The 15,174-nt window shown below is 71.9% G+C and carries 17 protein-coding genes; 6 read left to right on the top strand and 11 right to left on the bottom strand.

Features of this window, described 5'->3' with window-relative positions; genetic code table 11:
• The first annotated feature begins 82 nt into the window (after positions 1-82).
• Positions 83-712: a TetR/AcrR family transcriptional regulator C-terminal domain-containing protein gene (locus AB0O11_RS33335; protein ID WP_363394523.1), complete on the top strand. Its 630-nt coding sequence runs from the start codon at positions 83-85 to the stop codon at positions 710-712.
• 314 nt (positions 713-1,026) lie between these two features.
• Here AB0O11_RS33335 and AB0O11_RS33330 read toward each other — a convergent pair whose 3' ends face one another.
• Positions 1,027-2,604 carry a hypothetical protein gene (locus AB0O11_RS33330; protein WP_363394521.1) on the bottom strand — a complete coding sequence of 526 codons (1,578 nt, stop codon included), beginning with the start codon at positions 2,602-2,604 and terminating at the stop codon, positions 1,027-1,029.
• Between the two features lie 518 nt (positions 2,605-3,122).
• Between AB0O11_RS33330 and AB0O11_RS33325 the strand changes: the two genes are divergently transcribed.
• The gene (locus tag AB0O11_RS33325; RefSeq protein WP_363394519.1) at positions 3,123-3,527 is read left to right on the top strand and encodes a hypothetical protein; all 405 of its coding nucleotides are present in this window, start codon (positions 3,123-3,125) and stop codon (positions 3,525-3,527) included.
• A gap of 330 nt (positions 3,528-3,857) precedes the next feature.
• Here the strand turns inward: AB0O11_RS33325 and AB0O11_RS33320 are convergent, their stop codons facing one another.
• Positions 3,858-5,033, bottom strand: coding sequence for a trypsin-like serine protease (locus AB0O11_RS33320; RefSeq protein WP_363394517.1), 1,176 nt, complete (start codon positions 5,031-5,033; stop codon positions 3,858-3,860).
• 708 nt (positions 5,034-5,741) lie between these two features.
• Here AB0O11_RS33320 and AB0O11_RS33315 point away from each other — a divergent pair.
• The gene (locus AB0O11_RS33315) at positions 5,742-6,641 is read left to right on the top strand and encodes a PhzF family phenazine biosynthesis protein (protein WP_363394515.1); all 900 of its coding nucleotides are present in this window, start codon (positions 5,742-5,744) and stop codon (positions 6,639-6,641) included.
• 121 nt (positions 6,642-6,762) lie between these two features.
• Here the strand turns inward: AB0O11_RS33315 and AB0O11_RS33310 are convergent, their stop codons facing one another.
• The 7 genes from AB0O11_RS33310 to AB0O11_RS33280 all read right to left on the bottom strand — a co-directional run bounded on the left by AB0O11_RS33310 (position 6,763) and on the right by AB0O11_RS33280 (position 11,788).
• Positions 6,763-7,197, bottom strand: a complete 435-nt coding sequence (locus AB0O11_RS33310) for a hypothetical protein (RefSeq protein ID WP_363394513.1) — start codon at positions 7,195-7,197, stop codon at positions 6,763-6,765.
• A gap of 551 nt (positions 7,198-7,748) precedes the next feature.
• Entirely contained in the window at positions 7,749-8,462 is a 714-nt protein-coding gene (locus AB0O11_RS33305) for an alpha-ketoglutarate-dependent dioxygenase AlkB (protein WP_363394511.1), read from the bottom strand.
• Complete coding sequence (locus tag AB0O11_RS33300; RefSeq protein ID WP_363394509.1) at positions 8,459-9,025, bottom strand: hypothetical protein; 567 nt, start codon at positions 9,023-9,025, stop codon at positions 8,459-8,461. The genes AB0O11_RS33305 and AB0O11_RS33300 overlap by 4 nt, the downstream gene beginning before the upstream one ends.
• Entirely contained in the window at positions 9,022-9,342 is a 321-nt protein-coding gene (locus AB0O11_RS33295; protein ID WP_363394507.1) for an Ada metal-binding domain-containing protein, read from the bottom strand. The genes AB0O11_RS33300 and AB0O11_RS33295 overlap by 4 nt, the downstream gene beginning before the upstream one ends.
• A 12-nt stretch (positions 9,343-9,354) precedes the next feature.
• Positions 9,355-10,074: a 2OG-Fe(II) oxygenase gene (locus AB0O11_RS33290; RefSeq protein WP_363394505.1), complete on the bottom strand. Its 720-nt coding sequence runs from the start codon at positions 10,072-10,074 to the stop codon at positions 9,355-9,357.
• Between the two features lie 32 nt (positions 10,075-10,106).
• Entirely contained in the window at positions 10,107-10,511 is a 405-nt protein-coding gene (locus AB0O11_RS33285) for an MGMT family protein (RefSeq protein ID WP_363394503.1), read from the bottom strand.
• A gap of 368 nt (positions 10,512-10,879) precedes the next feature.
• Positions 10,880-11,788 (bottom strand): aldo/keto reductase, encoded by a 909-nt coding sequence (locus tag AB0O11_RS33280; RefSeq protein ID WP_363394501.1) that lies wholly within the window; start codon positions 11,786-11,788, stop codon positions 10,880-10,882.
• A gap of 239 nt (positions 11,789-12,027) precedes the next feature.
• Between AB0O11_RS33280 and AB0O11_RS33275 the strand changes: the two genes are divergently transcribed.
• The 3 genes from AB0O11_RS33275 (at position 12,028) to AB0O11_RS33265 (ending at position 13,831) form a co-directional block, all read left to right on the top strand.
• A complete protein-coding gene (locus AB0O11_RS33275) occupies positions 12,028-12,468 on the top strand; it encodes a GNAT family protein (protein WP_363394499.1) in 441 nt (146 codons plus the stop codon).
• Between the two features lie 131 nt (positions 12,469-12,599).
• Positions 12,600-13,088: a GNAT family N-acetyltransferase gene (locus tag AB0O11_RS33270; RefSeq protein ID WP_363394497.1), complete on the top strand. Its 489-nt coding sequence runs from the start codon at positions 12,600-12,602 to the stop codon at positions 13,086-13,088.
• Entirely contained in the window at positions 13,085-13,831 is a 747-nt protein-coding gene (locus AB0O11_RS33265; RefSeq protein WP_363394495.1) for a hypothetical protein, read from the top strand. Before AB0O11_RS33270 ends, AB0O11_RS33265 begins: the two co-directional genes overlap by 4 nt.
• Before the next feature lie 288 nt (positions 13,832-14,119).
• On the opposite strand, the gene AB0O11_RS33260 is transcribed toward AB0O11_RS33265, so the two are convergent.
• Positions 14,120-14,473 carry a hypothetical protein gene (locus tag AB0O11_RS33260; RefSeq protein WP_363394493.1) on the bottom strand — a complete coding sequence of 118 codons (354 nt, stop codon included), beginning with the start codon at positions 14,471-14,473 and terminating at the stop codon, positions 14,120-14,122.
• A gap of 72 nt (positions 14,474-14,545) precedes the next feature.
• Entirely contained in the window at positions 14,546-15,094 is a 549-nt protein-coding gene (locus AB0O11_RS33255; protein ID WP_363394491.1) for a carbonic anhydrase, read from the bottom strand.
• Between the last annotated feature and the right edge of the window lie 80 nt (positions 15,095-15,174).

Genomic DNA, 15,174 nt, shown 5'->3' with positions numbered 1-15,174 from the left:
ATAAAACTAACTTTGTTAGCAACTGCTGTTGGTCTGGCACGATAGCTCCCGGACACGGAGAGCGGAAGAGGGGATTTTTTCGGTGGGCCGACCGAGCAGGGCATTGCTGACCCGCGAGCGGATCGCGCTCGCCGCCCTCCAGGTGGTGGACGAGGACGGCCCCGACGGCCTGACCATGCGGGCACTGGCGGAGCGGCTCGGGGTCAAGGCGGCGTCGCTCTACAACCACGTACAGAGCAAGGAGGCACTGGTCGACACGGTCTCCGAGCTGGTCAACGACGAGATCGACCACACACCGCTGGGTGATCCCGACTGGCGGGCCGGCCTCGCGGCGTATGCACGCGGCTACCGCGCGGTCTTCCTGAGGCACCCGAACACCGTCGCCCTGCTCGCCCGCCGCCGCGTCGAAGCGGCCAGCGCGCTGCGCGGCTACGACGCGCTGCTCGCCCTCCTCGGCCGGGCCGGCCTCGGCCCCGCGGACGCGGCGGAGGTCGCTGCGGCACTGGACTACCTGGTACTCGGCTCCGCGATGGAGACCTTCACCGCCGGCTTCACCCGGGCACCGGCCGCGTACCGGCCACAGTACCCGGCGCTCGCGGACGCCTTGGACGGCTCCTTCGCCCGCGGCGGCGGCGCGACGGGCCTCGACGACCGCGGGTTCGAACTGGGGCTCGGCCTGCTGCTCGACGGCGTGGAACGCCGGACACCGTAGGGCCGAGGTGGGTTGTCGTGCCCCGGGAGGGGCGCGAGGCTCCTGCCCTCGCCCGAGCGGAGGCGGGTGATGCTCTCGGACCCGGTCTGCCGGGCGAAGTGTTGAACGCGTTGGTCGGATGTCGGCAGGCGGTTGCGCAGGACGTCCGATTCGAGGAGAAGCCGCAGGTCATCGTGGTCACGGTCCGACCCGGATCCCGGGCGCGTCGCCGCTGCGGGATCTGCGGCACCCGCCGCCCGGGGTCCGCAGCGCGTGCCCAACGGCGGGGCACGTCCATGAGCACGTGCCCCGCCGTTGGGCACAGGTCGGTTGGGCTACCAGTGGTCGTGGCGCTCGCAGCGCGCGTCGTGCTCGTGGCGCCTGATCCTGGTGGGGTCGGTGGCGGTGTGGCTGGTGGTGTCGCCGCCTCCGAGGGCGGTGACGCGGTTCGTCACCTCGTCGCGGGCCTCGCAGGAGACGTCGACCTTCAGGGTGATGGGAGGGTAGCTGCTCCCGGCGGGGAGGACGTCGCTACGGGTGCAGGTGAGGATGTCCAGGGTGCAGATCCATCCCGTGCCGCTGATGCTGTCGGTCCTGAGCCCGGGGGGCAGGGTGTCGTACACGGTGACCGTGGTGCCGTCGGTCGGGGCGGCCCCGACGGCGTTGCCCACGGTGATGGTGTAGGTGCCGTCCCGTCCCTGGGTGAAGTGCTTGGTGTGGGTCTTGGTGATGGTCAAGGACGGCACCGTGTAGGAGATGATCACCTGGCCGTCGTGGTTCGCCGTCCCGATCGTCGACAGTGCATAGCTCGTGCCGGTACCCGTGGGGGTGGCGAAGCTGCTGCCCCCACCGCCACCGCCGCCACCCGCCGAGGTGCCCTCCTTGTTGACGGCGGCGCTGCCGCCGCCCCCGCCGCCGAAGTAGCCGCCCCCGCCGCCGCCGCCACCACCGACGGCAGTGGCGGCGCAGCCGCCGCCGAACCTGCCCCCGGCGCCGCCGGTGCCGACCGTGGCACCGGAGAACCCGGTCCCCGGCGCGCCGTTCGCGACCGAACAGAGTGCAACGCTGCCAGAGACCCCGTCGGCACCCCCGGTGCTGGTCGTGGTGCTGCCGCCGCCCCCACCCTGCCCCGGCGCGGCCCCGGGGCCGGTGGCACTTCCCGCGGTACCGCCGGTGGCATCCGGCGTTGTCCCGCCGTTGCCTCCGTTGCCACCCGTGGAGCCCGCTCCGGTGCCGCCGGAGGCACCGCCGCCCCCGGCGACCACGAGCAGGGAGCCGCCCGTGCTGACGCTGGAGGCCCCGCCCCCGCCCGGACCTTCGAAATGGAAGCCGCTGAGCGGAAAACCTCCCCCCGGGGCGCCGCCGTTGAACCCGCCGGCGCCCGCCGTGCCGGTGCCGTTGCAGCCTTTGCCGCCGGTGCCGCCGACGTTGACGGTGAAGGTCGTCGGTGCGGTGGTCTGCGGCAGGGTGGTCACCACCCTTGCCCCCGTCCCACCGGTCCCCGTGACGGAACAGGGGGTGCCGGTGTTGTCGGCGCCACCCGCGCCGTCCGCGGTGATCGTCACCACCGCCGCCGCCGGAACCGTCAGGGTCTGCGAACCGCCGGTGAAGGTGAAGGTCTGCGACGGATCAGCCCCTTGCGCCCGCACCGGCACGTCCTCCACCGGCGCAGCGGCCACCGGTGCAGCCGTGGCCGCCAGCAGCGCCATACCGGACAGCAGTGCGCCCCCCAGCGATGCCACTCCCGCACCGCGCTCCCCGCGTCGTTCACCCGAGCCAGCCAGGTCGGACGCGCCGACGGCACCGGCCGGGGTCATCCCGCTGGCCAGGGCCCTGTTGAACACGGCCACGGGCCGCTGACGGCTGATCCGGTACCACGGCAGGTCGCCCTGTCCACGCGTACGAGCACTCATCCGCGGGTTCACCTCTCCTCACAACAAAGCGCCCCGCACTTCCCCGAGCGACAAGTCGCAGGCATGACAGGACATTTGATGGCAAATCATGACAAACCGCAATTAGATACCCCGATCCGATCACTTCGAGGCAGCGAGGTCATGGGAAACCTCGCGTGTCGCAGCGGCCCCGCGCGAGCCGGCGAGAATGATGAGTCACATCATCGGCCCGGCCTCCGCCGCGTGTGGGCGAATGCCTGACGAACCAGGTGCGGGAGCGGGAAAGCCGAGACGGCGGACCGTTTCCTGGGTCTCGCCGCGTCCGGGGAGCGGGGGTCATCCCGCCGACGGACCGAATGAGAACGATAGTCCTCTGCGCTCGGGTCTCCCGAGGCGGCGACGGGTACGGCCGTCGATGACGGAACCGGATCTCACACCTCGTCAGAGACGGTCGGCAGGCCGCTCCCAGCCCGCCACCGCTACCCTGGAACGCCGACCTCACACATCCGCGTGGTGTGCTGTGGCTTCAGCTCCAGGAATTGCCGTACCAGCCTGTCGGCGACGCGGCGGGCGAACTGGACGTCACCGGCGGCTGGACCAAGGAGCTGACCGAGGGCTACGTCCGCCGGGTCCTGACACGCGTGGCCCGCCACGCGCCCGACCTGCCCGGCAAGGTGCTCGCCTGGGATGCCGTCACCCCAACCGACCTGGCCTCCTACAACCCCAACGCGGTGGCCGGCGACCCGTACGGCGGCTCCGCCGAACTCGACCAGAACCTGCTGTGGCGCCCACTGCCCGGCGCGCCCAGGCACGCCACGCCCGTGCCCGGCCTGTGGCAGATCGGCGCCTCCACTCATCCCGGCCCCGGCCTCGGCGGCGGCTCGGGGCACCTCGCCGCACAGCAGCTCATCCACAGCGAGCACCGGCGCGGCCACCGCCGCTGACCGGCCGGAACCGCGTCGCTTCACCTTACTGATCGTTTCAGAATGAGTTGAGTCGCAGGTCTTGCGTTCGGCGATCTTGGTCGGCAGGGGTGTCCGGGAGCGTGCTGATCTTGTTCCGGACGACCTGTGGGAGCGCGTGGCTCCGCTGCTGCCACCCGCTCCCGAGCGACGCCACCGCTTTCCCGGGCGACTGCGCGTTCCGGACCAGGTGACCAGCGAGAACGCAGTCCTCAAGCCCGGAAGGACAACAGCCGCTCAGCTGTGCCGGAGAGGAGGACGTACAGCGGAGTCGGCTGTTCCTGCTCGGCGGGCCGAGGGGCGCGGGGAGGTTCACAGCGCTGAGAACCCGAATGCGGACACTACTGGGTCGAGCGGTGTGTAGTAGCCGGTCGAGAAGCAGGTCGTCGAGGTCGAGGTGCCGTTGCACGGGATCTTCGCGTCGGTGTTCCCGGCGATGATGACGCCGACCGGTGCCATGGAGTCGCCCTGCGGGTTGGCGACGGCCGGCCCTCCGCTGTCGCCCTGGGCAACGGCGATGCCCCCGCTGCGGGACTTGACCTCGGTGGCGTTGGTGCGGCCGGATGGCGAGTGGACTCCGACGCGCGTGACCTCCAGCTCACAGTGGAACCCCGACATGGCACCGCTGAAGCAGGCGGACTGGCCCGGGTCCAGACGCGCCGGACCGTACAGGGGACGGGAGTCGCTGCTGTTCCAGGAGCTGCTGTAGAAGCGGGCCGCGGTGTCCTTGTCGGTCGTGACGACGGCGACGTCCAGTCCGTTGTCGTAGGCGGTGACCTCCCCGACGACGCGCTGCCCGTTGTAGACGTTCCCACTGGTCTGGCAGTGCGCGGCGGTGAGCAGCACGCGCTTGTTGTCGACCCGGCCGGGGACACCGGTGGAGCAGCGGGAGTTGTCGGCGAGGGCGAGGTCGGCTCCGGCGTACCAGGGCGGGGCGTCGCTGGTACGGCTGCCCCGGGTGGGTGTTTCGGGGGAGCCGGTCTGCGCGTGGACGGGGACGCCGGCGAGGTGTCCGGCCCGGGTCTCGTAGTCGCGTTCCGGGGCGTTGGCCGGCGCGATGCGCCGGGTGGTCTTCGGCTGGTAGGTGAGCAGGAGGCCGCTGCCGTCGTTGGTGGGCGAGATCGACGACCACTCCGAGGGGTCGTTGCCGACAGCGGTGACGAACCTGTTGACGGCCTGGTCCATCTCGGAACGCGAGTAGCCGGCCGAGCGGTAGCGGACGTCGTAGTCCGGGTTCACCGGGCCGGCGGGGTCGTGGCGCATCTGTTCGCGGGTGCGTGCGCGCCAGGCACCGACGGCCTCGGTGACCCCGGAGGGGACGGGGCCCTTCCAGTACAGGTCGAGGTAGTGCTCGTCGCCGTGGAACACGATCGAGGTGAAGCCGGCGCCGTCGACCCGGCCGGTGTCGACCAGCCGGTGGACCTCGTCCGCGACCGGCCTCAGCTGCTTCTCGTGGTACTCGCGGCTCAGCAGGACCGTGGGAGCCATGCGGGTCTCATCGGCATCGCCCTGAGCCGTCCTCGCAACGGCAACGGACGCTGCGCCCAGGAGCAGGATGGCTGCCGAGTAGAGGAGTTTCGATCGCCACATGGGGACACCATAGGGTGACTGATCGGCTGACACAGAGTTATCGGATCGTATGCGCCGTCAACCTCGGGGTGTCCAGCGGGGTGGCCTCGTGGCCGGGCCGGGCCGTCGGCCTGCCTTCTTTCGGCCCGCCGGGCATGGCCGCCTGCACCGGGCGGCAAGGTTTGGCTCTCCCGAGGTGGTGGCCGAACTGACGGGCCGGCGTCGGGCCTTCGCGGTGGGGATGATCTCGGCCATCGCCCGACGGATGTGCGGCAGCTTCAGGCGCAGGGCCGGCACGACCGCCTCGTCGAACGCGGCGCCAGACGTCGTGGCGACCGTGGATGCGGGTACTTGCATGCGCGGCCGCGCCACGGCCGATCGGGCGGAGTGTCGCCGGCGAGGAGACGTTCGGCAGGAAGCTGCACCCCCAGCGGCAGCCGGCCGTCGTGGACGGCCTTTTCCACGGCAACGGCCAGTCGCTTGGCGAGCGGGCCTTCGCCGACGCGCCAGTCGCCCAGCAGGCGGGGGAACTGCGACGCCGGGACGCGCCGCACAGCGCGATTCACGTAGGCCACTTTAGCGTGATTGGACCATGACCGGACGGTCGGTCCCGCCTAGCGTCGAGCCGTGACCAGCCGCCACTACTCCGGAAACCACATGCCCTTGAGCTATCGACATGTCGATGTGTTCGCCGGCAAGGCGTTCACCGGCAACAGCCTTGCCGTCTTCCCCGAGAACCCGGGCCTGTCCACCGCGCAGATGCTCGCGATCACCCAGGAGCTCCGGCATTTCGAGACGATCTTTCTGAGCGGCGCGGACGGGACGCAGGACGTCACCGCCCGGGTGTTCGACCTCTTCGAGGAACTCGACTTCGCCGGGCACCCGGTCCTGGGCGCCGCCGCCGTCCTGCACGAGCGCGACGGCAACCCCGGCCCGCGGCGCTGGACCTTCCGCCTGACCGGCAGAACCGTCGAGGTGACCACCCGGCGCACCGCCACCGGGTACCACGCGGAACTGGACCAGGGAGAACCGGAGTTCCTCGCGACCGTCCCGGCGGAGAACAGGCCGGAGGTCGCCGCGGCCCTGAACCTGCCCGATCAGGCACTCGCCGATCTTCCCCTGCACGTCGTCTCCACCGGCCTGCGTTATCTCATCGTTCCGGTGGTGGCGGGTCTGGCGGAGGCGAGGATCGTCCGCAACGACTTCGCGGACCTGGTCGCGCGGTACGGCGCGCAGTTCGCGTACGTGATCGACGTCGAGGCCCTGGAAGGCCGCCACTGGAACAATGACGGCCTCCTGGAGGACGTCGCGACCGGCAGCGCGGCCGGCTGCGTCGGCGCGTACCTGGCCAAGCACCGCATCGTGCCCGTCGAGGAGGAGTTCGTGCTGCGGCAGGGGCGCTTCACCGGCCGGCCGAGCCGGCTCACCGTTCTCCCGCAGGGAGACCCCGACGACCTGCGCAACGTCCGGGTGGGCGGCGACGTGGCCATGGTGGCCCGGGGAACCCTGGACGCCCTGCCCGAGTGAGGACCACCCCCATGCCCAGCTTCCCCCTCTTCACGGTCAGGACGGTGCCGGCGGTGTGTGGTGGCCGGGTGGCCTCGGTCGCCGAGAGGCCGGGCTGCGGCCAGGGCTTCTCGCCGGCGCGCTACCGGTCAGCCGCCTCCAGTACCCGCGTGACCAGGGCGACATCGGCCTTGGGTATCACGATCACGTGCTGCTCGTCGCCCGCCACCAGGTCGAGGCGGGCCATCTTCGGGTGCGGGGTCTTCCGCTCTGACGGCGACAGACGGAACGGACCCTGGAGGGCGACGTTCTCGCCGGTGCGCTGGTTGCGCCAGGTCACCGCGTCGGCCGCGAGGTACAGGTTGCCGGGCGCCGCGTGTGGGACGGTGCGCCCCTTGCCGATCGACAGCATCTTGACCGTGCCCAGCGTCGGGCTCGAGCAGAACACCTGCAAGGTGGTGCCTGCCCGAAAGTCGGCCAGGTCCTTGTCCGTGCTCAGCCGCCGGATGCCGAACATCGAAAGCAGGACATCGAAGAGGGTTCTGGTTCCCGCGGCGCGGCGGATGTCGGTCGTCATGGCGCAGATCCTCCCAGGGGCGGCCGGAAGGCTCGTGACCAGGGGGGTCCCTCGTTCTCGCGAGTCGCGCCGGGAGGCGGTCACCTCAGCCGCACGGGGCCGGGATCGGTCAGCGCCAGGCCCACTGCAACCGCGGCCCCTCGCGCGCGGGCGCACGCGCGTGCCGGTGGTGGGGCGTAGGGTTCCGGCTCGTCTTCCGGTCTGCCCGTGCCCGATGTTCTGCTGACCGTCAGGCCCGGGCGTGCGAGCCTACGGACTGCCACCGGTCCCTGGCCCTCCTCGCCGCGCACGGCCCGTCGGGGCTGGTGCAGGTGAAGCCGTTCCTGTGGAGGGCGGGGCGTTCGGCGAGGATGGTGCGCCGGCTGAGTCAGGCTTGGAAGCCTTCGAGGGTGATGCGTTCGAACAATGCCTGTTCGCCGTGCAGGGGCATGCCCCGTTCGGTGTCGTGGCAGGCGAGCAGGAGAGGTCCGTGGGCGGCCCGGGGACAGCGGGCGAGGCGTCGGCGTCGCCGGGGCCGGCGGCGGGCGGGGCGGGCGGGGAGGGCGGGGCGGTCACCGGGCGGCTCCGGTCGGTTCCGGCGCGGGGTCGGTGAGGCCGGTGACGCGCAGGGTGATGTTGAGGCGGCCGGCGGCGAGGCCGGTGGCGGGGTCGCCGGTGCCGGGGAGGATCTTCGGCACGGCGTGGTAGGCGAGGCGGGAGGGGCCGCCGAAGACGAGCAGGTCGCCGGAGGCGAGGGTCAGGTCGGTCCAGGGCCGGTTGCGGTTGTCGGTGTTGCCGAGGCGGAAGAGGCAGGTGTCGCCGATGCTGAGGGAGACCACCGGGGCGAGGGAGCGCTCGTCCTTGTCCTGGTGCATGCCGAGCCGGGCGTCGGCGTCGTAGAAGTTGACCAGCGCGGCGTCGGGCTCGTAGGCGGCGCCCTGGCCGGGGTCCTGGTAGGCGTCGGCCACGGCCCGGCGGCCGAGGTCGGCGAGCCAGCCGGGGAAGGGGGTGACGCGGCGGCCGTTCACGTCGTCGGCGGTGCGGGTGTAGGCGTAGGGCTGCCAGTGCCAGCCCAGGCACACGGTCTGCACGGACATGACGCCGCCGCGCGGCAGCCGGGTGTGCCGGATCGGGACGGGGCCGGCGGCCCAGGCGCGGCAGGCGGCGACGAGGTCGCGCTGCCGGTCGGGGGTGAGCCAGCCGGGCAGGTGGACGGCGCCCGGCGCGATCTCGCGGCGCTCGTAGCCGGCGGGCGGTGGGCCGAACAGGGCGGGGGTGATGTTCACGCGGCGGCGCCCGGGGCGGGGGGAGGGAAGGAGTCGGTCCAGCCGGATTCGATGCACCAGGTGCCGCCGTCCGCGCTCGCGCCCCGCACGCCGTCCAGGACGCCGGGCCCGGCGAGCGCCGTGGCGGCCGGCTCGGCGAGGGACGCGAAGCCGAACGTGCGGTCCGGGCGCCAGGAGGTGCTGTGGCGCAGGCGCCGGGCGAGCTGCGCCCAGCCCAGTGGGGCGGCGGCGATGACGAGGGCGTCGGGTTCGGGGGCGGTGAGGCGGTGGGCGGGCCGCAGCCAGGAGGCGGCCTGTTCGGGCCAGTCGACGACGGCCAGGACGGCGTTGCCGGCGGCGCGCCAGGCGTCGGCGAACGCGGCGGCGGCCGTGCGGGACGCGTCGTCGCGACTGTGGCCGATCGCGACGTCGTGCAGGCGCGGGCGGCGGTGGTCGGCGAGCAGGCGCAGCAGGGCGGCGAGTTCGGGGGCGGTGTGGGGGGCGGGTACGGGGAGGGGGCCGTAGGCGGTGGCCTCGGGTGCGGGAAGGAGGGGGGAGCGGGCGGGTGCGGGGCGGGGGTTCACGGGGTTCGGTCCTTTTTGCAGGTCTTCCACTGCCGGTACTTCTCGGGCAGGCACACTGCGCAGGGCCGGTAGCCGGCGGCGATCGCGGTGGCTTCGTCGGCGAAGAAGACGCGGTGGCGCACGTAGCCGCCGGCGGCGAGGGCGCGCAGGGCGGAGGGGCAGTCGAGGCGGCCGTAGAGGCGGCCTCGACGGTAGCCGCCGAGGGTGCCGGGCGTGGTGCTGGAGCAGGGGCGGTTGTCGGGCCCGGTCAGGGTGTAGCGGCGCGGCGGGACCGGGGCGGTGCCGATGGCGGGCGCGGGTGTGTCGGTGGCGTCCATGGCGGCGGGGTGTCAGGCGTCGTGGAAGACGAGGCCGAGGGCGTGGCGGCGGCCGGTGCGCACGGTGCTGACGCCGTGGCGGACGGGGCCGGCGCGGTGGCCGCGGGCGGAGGGGACGGGGCGGTCTCGGGTGGTGAAGATCAGGCCGTGCCCTTGGGGGAGGACGGTGACGGTGCCGCGGGACTGGGCGCGGGGGCGCTGTTCGACGAGGAGGAACTCGCCGCCGGTGTAGTCGGTGCCGTGGGCGTCGAGGCCGATGACGGCCTGGAGGGGGAAGACGAGTTCGCCGAAGATGTCGCGGTGCAGGGCGTTCCAGTCGCCGGGGCCGTAGCGCAGCAGGATCTGGGAGCTCTTGTCCTGGCCGGCGGCGTGGCACATGGCAATCCACTCGGCGAGGGTGTCGGGCCAGGGGGCGGGGCGGTGGAGCTTGTCGGCCCAGGCACGGGCGACGGTGAGCAGGCGGGGGTAGAGGGCCTCGCGCAGGGCGGCGACGGGTTCGGGCAGGTCGTGGGTGAAGTAGCGGTACTGGCCGGAGCCGAAGCGGTGGCGGGCCATGTCGACGGTGGTGCGGAACAGTCCGGGCCGGTCGTAGAGGCCGGCGATCTGCCGGCATTGGTCGGGGTCGAGCAGACGGGGGGTCGGGGCGCAGCCGTGGGCGTCGAGTTCGGAGGTGAGGGCGGTCCAGTCGGCGGTGTCGAGCGCGCGGACGGCTGTGGCCAGGGTGGTGTTCACGGTGGTGTCCTCGGGTGCGGGTGGCCGCAGGGTCAGGCGGCGGTGGCGGCGGGTGTGTGGGCGTGTTCGTGGTCGAGGAGGCGCTGCCTGGCGGCGGTGCCGGCGGCGTAGCCGGGCAGGGTGCCGTCGGTGCCCGGAACGCGGTGGCCTGGGCGGGCGATCAGGACGGGGGTCGCGGCGAGCGCGGCGTCGACGGCGCGGGCCACACCGGGGGTGCCGGTCTCGGCGGCGAGGCGCTCGTAGGCGGCGGCGGCCTTGTCGGGAGCCAGGACGGTGGGGGAGGCGGGGGCGGTGCCGCCGGTGGGGGCGACGCCGTCCCGGTCCGGCTGCTCCTGCACGTCCTGCCAGTCGAGCGCGGCGAGCGCCGGCAGGACGGCCGGGCCCGGGGCGGGCGCCGCAGCGGCGGGCGCGTCGGTGGTGGAGAGGGTGTCGTTCACGGAGAGATCCTTCGACGTGCGGGGGAGGTGCGGGGGACGAGCGGGGGGAAGCGGGCCTGCGGACAGGCCTGGCCGTGAGCGGCGATCGGCCGGGTTGTTCCGATCGTCGCTCGCGCAGGGGCCGGGTGCTGGCGGCATTCGGACGTCACGCCCGGGCGACCGCGACCGCGCGAGGACGGCTGGAAGGGATTTCCGGGACGGATCTCACGCTCCGCCGGCGCGAGCCCTCCACAGGGCGAGGAAGAGGGAACGACCGGAGAAACGATCATGGACGGCATTCGGCAAGAGGGTCCGCCAGTGGGGCGCTGGCGGACCCTTTCAGTCCGAGCGGTGGCCTGCGGAATGGATTCCGGCCGGCAGCGGCGCCGCTATGCTCCGGCCGGCCGCAGCGAGGTGAGGCGTGTCATCTCGTCTTCCGAGAGCCGCAGCGCGCCGGACGCCATGTTCTGCGCGAGGTGGTCCGGATCGCCGGTACCCGGGATCGCCAGCACGTGCGGCCCCTGCTGCAAGGTCCAGGCCAGCCGGACCTGTGCGACGGACACACCGTGCGCGCGGGCTACGGCGTACACCGCCTCGTGGTCGCTGGGAGCCGGACCTGCCTCGCGCCCGGGACCGGCGATCGCGAAGAACGGGACGAAGGCGAGGCCGAGTTCACCGCAGAGCCGCAGGAGCGCCCGGTCCTCGCTCGACGCACCGATCCCGTAGGGGTTCTGCACGCAGACGACCGGGGCGATGGCCCGGGCCTCGGCCAGTTGCTCGGACGTGACGTTGGAGATGCCGAGGTGGCGGATAAGCCCGGCATCGCGCAGTTCGGCCAGCGCGCCGAAGTGCTCGCCGATCGAGCCGGTCCGCCGGCTCGGTGGCACGCGCAGGTTCACCACGTCCAGGTGGTCGCGGCCGAGTTGGCGCAGGTTCTCCTCGACCTGGCCGCGCAACTGCGTCGGCGCGGCCCACCACCACGCGCCCGAGGGATCGCGGGCCGGCCAGACCTTGGTGGTGATGACCAGGTCCTCCGGGTATGGCGCCAGCGCCCGGTTGATCAGCTCGTTGGCGGAGCATGTCGCCGAGAAGTAGAAGGCGGCGGTGTCGATGTGGTTCACGCCGAGCTCGATCGCCCGCCGGAGCACGCCGATCGACCGATCGCGGTCACGCGGCGCGCCGCGGTCGAAGGGGGCGGTACCCGTCAGCCGCATCGCGCCGAACCCGACGCGGTTGACGGTCTGGTCACCAAGTTGCCAAGTACCTGTGGCGGGCGTGGTGTTCGTCTGTGGGCTCATGACGTGGATCTCCTCTTGCGGCTTGGAACGAAGAACCGATGGGTGGGCGCGGCGCGTTCAGGTCGCTCGGCAGGGCGAGGACCTCGCGGCGGCTTCACCGGTGTCGAGGCAGGCGGGCCCCGGGCATGAAAAAAGCCTCCCCGGCGGATCGGAATCCGCACCGGGAAGGCTCACGTGATGACCATCATTCTAGCAGGGCTGGGCGTCCACCAGCAGCTCATCGGATGCTGTCCGGGTGAGTGACCGCAAGCCCTGCAAAAGCGACCTGTCCGACGAGCGGTGGGCGTCGGCCAGGTCATCGCCGTGACCGTGCCGGCCGCCCGTTGTGTGCCTTCGGAATCCGAGTGGGCGCCGAGCAGACCCTCGCGGGAACGATCGACCTCCGGTTCGAGATGGCCGGCCTTGCCGCTGGGCAGGTGAACATCGCCTACGGGCTCTACCCCGCCTGGCGTGGACGGGGCCTGGCGACCCGCGCGGTCCTCCTGGTCTGCCGATACGCGGCAGGCGAAGGAGCAGATCAGGCGGTGATCCAGGTGGCTCCGGAGAACCCGGGCTCGGCCGCGGTCGCCCTCAGGGCGGGCTTCACCTACGTCAAGCAAGTCCTGGACGCGGACGGCAACCGGTTCGACTGGTACGTCCGCAACCTGTCCCGCGAACCAGCCCATGGTGCTGACCACTGACGTGCTGACCACTGACAGCAAGCGGGAACCGGCTCGGGACACATGGCCCTGAGCCGAAACCCCTTGGACGGCACGGGGACCGGCTTGCTGAAATAGCAGACGGCCGCTGTCGGAGTCGAAGGGATACGGCGATGACCGAGATCAGACTGCACCTGTCGGTGCGCGGCCTCACCGACGCGGACCTGCCGTCCTGCGGCTGGGCCGGCTCCCCCAAGCACGTGCGCGAACTCGTCCACCAGATCCGCCGCGCCGAGGCGGGCGAGATCGACTACCTGGCGGTCTGCACGCCGGTCGGGCTCCCGGTGGCGGTCGGCGGCATCGACTACACGGTCGAACCCGGCGTCGGCACGCTCTGGCAACTCGGCGTCCACCCGGCCCTGCAGTCCTGCGGGATCGGCACACTGCTGATCCGCTCCGCCGAGCAGCGGATCGGCGCCCGGGGCCTGACCCGCGCCGAACTCGGCGTCGAGGAGAGCAACCTGCGCGCCCGCGCCCTCTACGAACGCCTGGGCTACCGGGCCTTTGGCCGCGAGCTCGACTCCTGGGACGTGGAGGCCAAGGACGGCTCGCTCCAGCGGTACGAGACGATGTGCACGCTGATGCGCAAGGACCTGGCATGACGCTGGATTTCGCGGCGTTCGTCGCCGATGCGACGGCCGACCCGGCCGTCATCGGGCTCGTCCTCAAGGGCTCCCGGGCCCACGACGGCATGACCACCCGTCACTCCGACCACGACCTCTACGTCATCCTCGCCGACGACGCGGCGAGCGAACTGGCCGCGCTCGACGGCTACCGCTCCGCGCGGCTCGACCTGGTCGTCACCACCCTCGAACGGTTCCGCCGGCCCGCCGACTGGGAGCGGTACGCCATCGCCCGCTCCCGGGTGCTGGTCGACCGCCGCGACGGGGAGATCACCCGGATCGTCGCCGCAATGGGACGGCTCGGCGCCGAGGAGGCCTTCCGGTCCGGCGCCGCCCTACTGGACGCCTACGCCAACTCGCTCTACCGCTCGGTCAAGAACCACCGCGATGGCAACCCGCTCGCCGGCCTCCTCGACGCGGCCGCCAGTGTCGGGTTCCTGCTCGACCTGCTCTTCGCCCTGGACCGCCGACCGCGCCCCTACAACAAGTACCTGGCCTGGGAGCTGGACCGGTTCCCGCTGCCCGGCTGGGAGAGCGCCGCGCTGCTGGACACCGTTGCCCGGATCACCGCGACCGGCGAAGTGGCGACGCAGCAGCGGCTCTTCGCCCGGGCCGAGGCGGCTGCCCGGGCCGCCGGCCACGCGGCGGTGCTGGACGCCTGGGGCGAGGACCTGCTACTGATGCGGCCCCGCCCAAACTCCCCGGCCCACCAGCCCTCCTGACCCGAGCCAACAGCCGACCGGGCGAAGCGGCTCAGAGCGTCCTCCGAGGCCCGGTGCAGTGTCCAGGTCCCCAGCTGCGACGGTCGGTCAGTTGCATTGCTGAGGTGCGCTTTTGTCGGCGTCGTGAACGGCGGCGCGGGTTCCGCTGGTATGAGAGAGTGTCGAGTTCCTTATCTCTCAATTCGTGATCGCTCGTTCGTGGTACCGATCGTCGTACGGGCCGGATGTTCGGCATGTGCATGCTGGGATCTGGGGCATGGGGCGAGAGCCGTATCCGGGGGAACTTCACTATCCAGGGCTGCTGTTGGCGTGTTGGACGTGTAGTCGGTCGGCGATGCGGATGGCCGTCTGCTTCCGACGCCGCGTGACGTCCCCGACGGCTTCCTTGGCTTTGGCCAGAACTGCGGCGGGTGCAGAGGCCGGCGTACCGCTGTCGAAGGGGGGTTCGGGCGCGTAGGCCAGGTGGAGCTGGATTTTCTGGGCGACCTGCAGACCGCGCAGTTCTGCCGCGACGCTCGGGATCCGGGAGAAGGCCTCGAACGGTCCGGTCACATCAATCTGGTCCACTTTCTCATACACCAGCGAACCGATCTTCAGGTGCGTATCGCTGGAAATCACGATCTTCTCTGCTTCCTGCACCATGGCGCTACGCCGGTGAGCCCCGGAGGCCGCCGTCCGCACCGGCGGTGCGGTGGGATCCGGTGCGATACCGGGTCAGTTCGGGTCGACGACGGTGGTGACCACGCCGGTCCTGAGGTCGTAGGCGTAACCGCCGATCTTGAAGCTTTCGATGCTGCCGGCCAGCTCGGGGGCCCTGCGCAGCAACTCGACATCGGTACGCACGGTGGCGGACGGGTCGAGCACCGTCATGGCTGCGGAGGTCTCCTCGTCATAGCCGCCGCGTTCGGCGTAGGTGCGGCGCAGTTCGGCGTCGGCGAACAGTCCGGAGCCGCAGTCGGTGTGGTGGATGATCGCGACCTCGAACCAGTCGGCGTCGGGGGTCTTGTTCTCGTGCAGGTGGCAGATCCATGTCAGATCGTGGATCATGGAGGGGGTGACGCGGCCGCCGACGTTGCGGGCCACGATCGCCTCGCCGAGTTGTACGCCCACGATCGCCGCGGGCTCCACCCGCGGGTCGATGCAGGTGATCAGGTACACCTGCTTGAACGGGATGAACGGGACCTCGGGGATCCGGGTCTTGGCCTCGGTGGCGGCGAACTGCTTGTTGCGCTCGAGGTAGGCAGCGAAGTTCGACGAGGTCATCGTCGCGTCTCCAATCGGAGCGAAGCGGTGGACGGGGAGACCGAGCGGCCTCGAACAAGACGGTGGCGCCGTTGAACACC

It is taken from the genome of Kitasatospora sp. NPDC093102 (assembly GCF_040683915.1).
Classification (GTDB): Bacteria; Actinomycetota; Actinomycetes; order Streptomycetales; family Streptomycetaceae; genus Kitasatospora.
This window is presented reverse-complemented; position numbering and strand designations above follow the sequence as displayed.